The sequence below is a fragment of the Comamonas sp. FUJ_7 genome (assembly GCF_057369555.1).
Window position 1 is genome coordinate 358,199 of sequence record NZ_JBXXZI010000002.1, and the last position, 6,413, is coordinate 364,611.

5 protein-coding genes and 1 tRNA gene are annotated in these 6,413 nt (G+C 57.0%); all 6 read left to right on the forward strand.

Annotated elements, in window-relative coordinates:
* Nucleotides 1–196 precede the first annotated feature (196 nt).
* Nucleotides 197–1,582, forward strand: a complete 1,386-nt coding sequence (gene cysS, locus AC2I9W_RS05365; protein WP_486408991.1) for a cysteine--tRNA ligase — start codon at nt 197–199, stop codon at nt 1,580–1,582.
* A 50-nt stretch (nt 1,583–1,632) separates the two neighbouring features.
* On the forward strand, nt 1,633–2,469 hold the full coding sequence (locus AC2I9W_RS05370; RefSeq protein ID WP_486408992.1) for a DNA-3-methyladenine glycosylase family protein: 837 nt from the start codon (nt 1,633–1,635) through the stop codon (nt 2,467–2,469).
* Nucleotides 2,470–2,529: 60 nt separating this feature from the next.
* Entirely contained in the window at nt 2,530–3,507 is a 978-nt protein-coding gene (locus AC2I9W_RS05375; RefSeq protein WP_158390464.1) for an acetyl-CoA carboxylase carboxyltransferase subunit alpha, read from the forward strand.
* Between the two features lie 322 nt (nt 3,508–3,829).
* Nucleotides 3,830–4,834, forward strand: coding sequence for a tRNA lysidine(34) synthetase TilS (gene tilS, locus AC2I9W_RS05380; protein WP_486408993.1), 1,005 nt, complete (start codon nt 3,830–3,832; stop codon nt 4,832–4,834).
* Between the two features lie 93 nt (nt 4,835–4,927).
* A complete protein-coding gene (locus AC2I9W_RS05385) occupies nt 4,928–6,193 on the forward strand; it encodes an aspartate kinase (protein ID WP_486408994.1) in 1,266 nt (421 codons plus the stop codon).
* A 54-nt stretch (nt 6,194–6,247) separates the two neighbouring features.
* A tRNA-Ser gene (locus tag AC2I9W_RS05390) sits at nt 6,248–6,340 on the forward strand.
* Nucleotides 6,341–6,413: the final 73 nt, after the last annotated feature.

Sequence of the window (6,413 nt, forward strand, 5' to 3'; positions counted from 1 at the left end):
ACGAGCCTGCGGCGGGAGCTTATACTGCAGGGAATTGTAGCTGAGGGGTGTGCGGCGCTCGGGCGCCAGGCCGGGCAAGAATGTGTCTGGATAACAATGCACATTTCTCGGTCTCAGGGAATGGCAGGCACGGCTTATGCATTGCAGTCATAGCCAGTGCTGCTGGTCGCCACCCTCTCTCCCTATTTAAAGATTCATGAGTTTGCGCATCTACAACACGCTGTCGCGTGCACTGGAATCGTTTTCGCCGATTGAGCCGGGCCATGTGCGTATGTACGTCTGTGGCATGACGGTCTACGACCTCTGTCACCTGGGTCATGCTCGCTCCATGGTGGCCTTTGATGTGGTGCAGCGCTGGCTGCGAGCCAGCGGCTACAAGGTGACTTATGTGCGCAATATCACCGACATCGATGACAAGATCATCAAGCGTGCGGTGGAGAACGGCGAAACCATACGCAGCCTGACCGATCGCATGATTGATGCCTTGCACCAGGATGCGGATGCGCTGGGTATCGAGCGCCCTACGCTGGAGCCGCGCGCTACTGAATACGTACCGCAGATGTTGGGCATGATTGCTCAGCTGCAAGCCAAGGGACTGGCTTATCAGGCCGGTAACGGCGATGTCAACTTTGCCGTGCGCAAGTTTCCTGGCTATGGCAAGCTTTCGGGCAAGTCGCTGGACGAGCTGAATGCGGGTGAGCGTGTGGCTGTTGCCGACGGCAAGCATGACCCGCTGGACTTTGTGTTGTGGAAGTCGGCCAAGGCCGAGGAACCTGCGGATGTGAAGTGGCAGAGCTCATTTGGTGAAGGTCGTCCGGGCTGGCACATTGAATGCTCGGCCATGGGCTGCGAGCTGCTGGGCGAGAGCTTTGACATCCATGGTGGTGGTGCAGACCTGCAGTTCCCGCACCATGAGAACGAGATTGCCCAGAGCGAAGGTGCGACCGGCAAGCCATTTGCCCAGACCTGGATGCACAACGGCTTCATCAATGTGGACAACGAGAAGATGTCCAAGTCGCTGGGCAACTTCTTCACGATTCGCGACGTGCTCAAGGAATACGACGCCGAAACCGTGCGTTTCTTCGTCGTGCGTAGCCACTATCGCAGCCCGCTGAACTATTCCAATGTGCATTTGGATGATGCGCGCAGTGCTTTGAAGCGCTTGTATACCGCGCTTGATCTGGTGGCGCCTGCCAAGGTGCAGGTCGACTGGACGAATGCGTATGCGGCTCGTTTCAAGGCTGCGATGGATGAAGACTTTGGCACGCCCGAAGCGGTGGCCGTGCTTTTTGAGCTGGCTGCTGAAGTCAATCGCAGCAAATCGCCCGAAGTGGCGGGTTTACTCAAGGCTCTGGGGGCTTGCCTGGGTCTGCTGCAGGCCGATCCAGAGTCGTTTCTGAAGGCTGGCGCTGAAGGCGTCGACGCTGCTGCTATTGCGGCGCAAATTTCTGCACGTGCTGAGGCCAAGGCTGCCAAGAACTGGGCAGAGGCTGACCGTATCCGCAAGGAATTGCTGGAGCAGGGCATTGTTCTGAAGGACTCGGCTGCGGGAACCACTTGGGAAGCTGCCGCTAAGGGCTGAAACGGCATGCCATATCCCATCAACTGTGCGAACAGTGCGAGGACCTGTGCATGAGTGCGGTCAAGCATCTGGACACTATGGATTTTGAGCAGTTGCCGCTGGTGGCGGATCTGCCTGTGCCCATGGGGCCGGCAGCGCCATTGCCTGTGGCTCCTTTGGGAGCTGCTGCCATGGCTCAGGCCGTCTCGGGAAAAGAGGTCTCCTCTATCAAGGTGACATCTGCGGCCAAAGTGCCTGCTCCCAAGATCGCTTTGAACTTGCCAGAAGGGGCGCCGGCTTACTGGGGGGATGCCTGCCGCCAGCTCATGCGGCGTGATCGTGTGCTCAAACGACTGATCCCGCTGCTGAGTAGTCAGGCGCTGCAGCCTTGCGGCTATCCGCAAGCCTTCGCCACGCTGGCCCGTTCGGTCATTGGGCAGCAGATCGCACCCAAGTCGGCGAAGACGCTATGGAATAAATTTTCCAAGCTGCCTCAGCACATGACGCCAGAGCAGGTGCTCAAGCTAAAGGTCGACGATATGCGCGCTGTAGGGCTTTCGGCCCGCAAGGTGGACTATCTGGTTGATCTGGCCTTGCACTTCACGGAAAACCGCCTGCACATGGATGAGTGGGCGGATATGGGAGATGGGGCCATCGTTGCAGAGCTGATGGCGATCAGGGGCTTGAGCCGTTGGACGGCTGAGAATTTCTTGATTTACGCTCTGGGGCGGCCCAATGTGCTGCCGCTTGATGATGCCGGTTTGATACAGGGCATTTCTTTGAATTATTTTTCGGGTGATCCTGTCAGTCGCAGTGATGCCCGTGAGGTTGCCGAGGCTTGGAAGCCGTGGTGCACGGTTGCAACTTGGTATATTTGGCGCTCGCTCGAGGCGCAGCCTGTGGCTTGATGACATCTGTCCACTGGCCGATTGCAAGCGTTGCAACAGGCTGGCACAAGGAGAAATACGTTGGCGAAAAAGAACTTTCTGGATTTTGAGCAGCCTATCGCGGAACTTGAAACCAAAATTGAAGAACTGCGCTATGTGCAGACTGAAAGCGCAGTCGATATCTCGGAAGAGATTGATCAGCTCAGCAAGAAAAGCCTGCAGCTGACCAAGGATATCTACAGCGACCTGAGCCCCTGGCAGATCACGAAGATTGCCCGCCATACCGAGCGTCCTTATACGCTCGACTATGTGCGCGAATGCTTTACCGACTTTGTCGAAATGCACGGTGACCGCCACTTTGCGGACGACCAGTCCATCATCGGTGGCCTGGCGCGCTTCAATGGTCAGCCCTGCATGGTGATCGGTCACCAAAAGGGCCGTGATACCAAGGAGCGCACGCTGCGCAACTTCGGTATGACCCGCCCCGAGGGCTATCGCAAGGCTTTACGTCTGATGAAGACGGCAGAGAAATTCAAGCTGCCTGTGTTCACCTTTGTGGATACGCCCGGCGCCTTCCCTGGTATTGACGCTGAAGAGCGTGGTCAGTCCGAAGCCATCGGTCGCAACATCTACGAGATGGCTCAGCTGCAGACCCCCATCATCACCACCATCATTGGTGAGGGTGGCTCGGGTGGTGCGCTGGCCATTGCCGTGGCCGACCAGGTGTTGATGCTGCAGTACTCGGTGTACTCGGTGATCAGCCCTGAAGGCTGCGCTTCCATTTTGTGGAAGACCGGTGAGAAAGCTCAGGAGGCAGCAGATGCCATGGGTATCACGGCTCATCGCCTGAAGGCGCTGGGTCTGGTGGACAAGATCGTCAATGAGCCTGTGGGTGGTGCACACCGCGATCACAAGCAGATGGGCGCTTTCCTCAAGCGTGCACTGGGCGATGCTTATCGCCAATTGACCGATCTCAAGCCCAAGGAGCTGCAAGATCGCCGCTATGAGCGCATCCAGAGCTACGGTAAGTTTGCAGATACCAAGGCAGACAACCGTTGATCCGGCTGGCTTGATGCTGCGTACGCACAATGGCTCCTGAGGGAGCCATTTGCTTTTTTTTGAGTCTGTTCGTGATCTGTGCGCAAGGGTGGCAGCAATGGGAATCCTTAAAAAAGGAGCTAGAAGCGCTTGTCATCAGGTGATTTCAGATGCAAAACCATCTGAAACTCAAGTCTGAAGAGCGTTACCTGCTCCTTTTATTGGTTTTACAAGACGATTCCAGGGCGCGCGCGTTCTTGGTTTCATTCAAATGGTATCGGTCTCCAGCCCTTGCTCATCAAGCGCTGGTTGCTATTGAATAAAAAGTAGGGAGTCTGCTTTCATGCAAGCCCAGTCAGGCACTGATTTGTTGAGGGCCTCGGCCAGTCGGGTGGATGCGGCGATGGCAGGATGGAATCCACCGCTGCCATTGGCTGTGGGCTTTAGCGGCGGAGCCGATTCATCGGCGTTGCTGCTGGCCTGTCATGCGCGCTGGCCAGGTCAGGTGAGGGCAATTCATGTGCATCATGGTTTGCAGGTGGCGGCTGATGGCTTTCAGGAGCACTGCGAGCAAGTCTGTGCTTCGCACGGTATTGCGCTCAAGGTCTGTGCCATTGATGCACGCAATGTGCAGGGGCAAAGCCCTGAAGATGCGGCACGTCAGGGGCGTTATGCGGCTTTGATTGGCGCGGCCCAGCAGCCTTGGCTGAATGCTGAAGGGGGCGAGCTGGATTCGGTGAGATCCATGGCTCTGGCTCAGCATGCCGACGATCAGGTGGAGACTTTGCTGCTGGCGCTATCGCGTGGGGCCGGGGTGGCCGGGTTGGCGGCCATGCCCCAGCATTGGCAAAGAGCGGGGCTGGATTGGTTTCGGCCTTTGCTGATGGTGCCTGGGCAGTCTTTGCGAGATTGGCTGCGGTTCAAGGGTGTGAGCTGGGTCGAGGATCCAACGAATACCGATCAAAGCTACACGCGCAACCGCATTCGGGCGCAACTGCTGCCGGTGCTGGAGCGAGTTTTTCCGCAATTTCGCAGTACTTTCGCCCGCAGCAGTGCCCATTGTGCGCAGGCTTCCGAGCTGCTCGATGAGCAAGCGGCCGCTGATTTGCAAAGGGTTGGTGCGCCGCCCAATATCAAGGCGCTGCAGGGTATGAGTGAGGGGCGGCTGGGTAATGTTCTGCGCTACTGGCTGCGCGTCAATCACGGCACGACCCCCACTGCGGCACAGCTGGCGCAGCTCATTGCTCAGGTGGGTGCTTGCACTACGCGAGGGCACCGCATCCATATCAAGGTGGGGCGGGGGTTTGTTGAGCGCCAAGGCTCAATTCTCGGTTGGTACAATTCCTAGGTTTTGGTCTTTTTACTTGTACGAAAACCGCCGGCGCGCCAAAACCTCTGTGACCTGCGCCGTGGCTGCTGTTTCGTCACCCTTTAGTATCCAATGGCACTGATCGTTCATAAATACGGCGGCACATCGATGGGCTCGACAGAGCGCATCCGCAATGTCGCCAAGCGCGTGGCCAAGTGGGCTAGGGCTGGTCACCAGATGGTGGTTGTACCTAGCGCCATGAGTGGCGAAACCAATCGTTTGCTGGGTCTGGCCAGCGAGCTGGCACCTAGCCATGCAGAGAATTCGTACTACCGTGAGCTGGATATGTTGGCTGCTACAGGCGAGCAGGCATCCTCGGCGCTGCTGGCCATTGCGCTCCAGTCCGAAGGTGTGCAGTCGGTCAGCTATGCTGGCTGGCAAGTTCCTGTCCGCACCAATAGCAGCTATACCAAGGCTCGTATTGAGTCCATTGATGACCAGCGTGTGCGTGCTGACCTTGATGCAGGCCGTGTAGTGATCGTCACGGGTTTTCAGGGCATTGACCCGGAAGGCAATATCACCACACTGGGTCGTGGTGGTTCGGACACTTCCGCTGTGGCTGTGGCTGCTGCGCTGAAGGCGGCCGAAGTGCTGATCTATACCGATGTGGATGGCGTTTATACGACCGACCCCCGTGTCGTGCCCGCTGCCAAGCGTCTGGGTACTGTGAGTTTCGAGGAAATGCTCGAGATGGCAAGCCTGGGCTCCAAGGTGCTGCAGATTCGCTCCGTGGAGTTTGCTGGCAAGTACAAAGTGCCCATGCGTGTGCTCTCCAGCTTCACGCCTTGGGACATCGATCTGGAAGAAGAAGCCAAGTCCGGCACGCTGATTACTTTTGAGGAAGACGAAAAAATGGAAAAGGCTGTCGTATCCGGCATCGCTTTCAACCGTGGTGAAGCCAAGATCTCCGTGCTTGGTGTGCCTGATACCCCCGGCATCGCTGCTGGCATCCTGGGCCCTGTGGCCGATGCCAACATCGAGGTCGATGTGATCATTCAGAACATCTCCAAGGACGGCAAGACCGACTTCAGCTTCACCGTGAGCCAGGGTGACTACCAGCGTGCGCTGGAGTTGCTGAGCGAAAAGGTGGCTCCTTCTCTGGGGGCTTCCGAAGTGGTGGGTAATCCCAATATCGCCAAGGTCAGCATTGTCGGTATCGGTATGCGTAGCCATGTGGGTGTGGCATCCACCATGTTCCGTGCGCTGAGCAAGGAAGGCGTGAACATCCAGATGATCTCCACCTCGGAGATCAAGACCTCTGTGGTGATCGACGAGAAGTATCTGGAGCTGGCGGTGCGCTCTCTGCACACAGCCTTCGGTTTGGACAAAAGCGAATAATTTTCGCGACTTTCCAAAAACTGCTTAAAAAGCTGTTTACAATAACGTCATTCCGGAAACGTGACCGAGTGGCCGAAGGTGCTCCCCTGCTAAGGGAGTATGGGGTGTAGAGCCTCATCAAGGGTTCGAATCCCTTCGTTTCCGCCAGGATGTAAAAGACACTCGCAAGAGTGTCTTTTCCTTGAAAGTTTTTGTGGAGACTTTCAAGGAAAATTGAGGC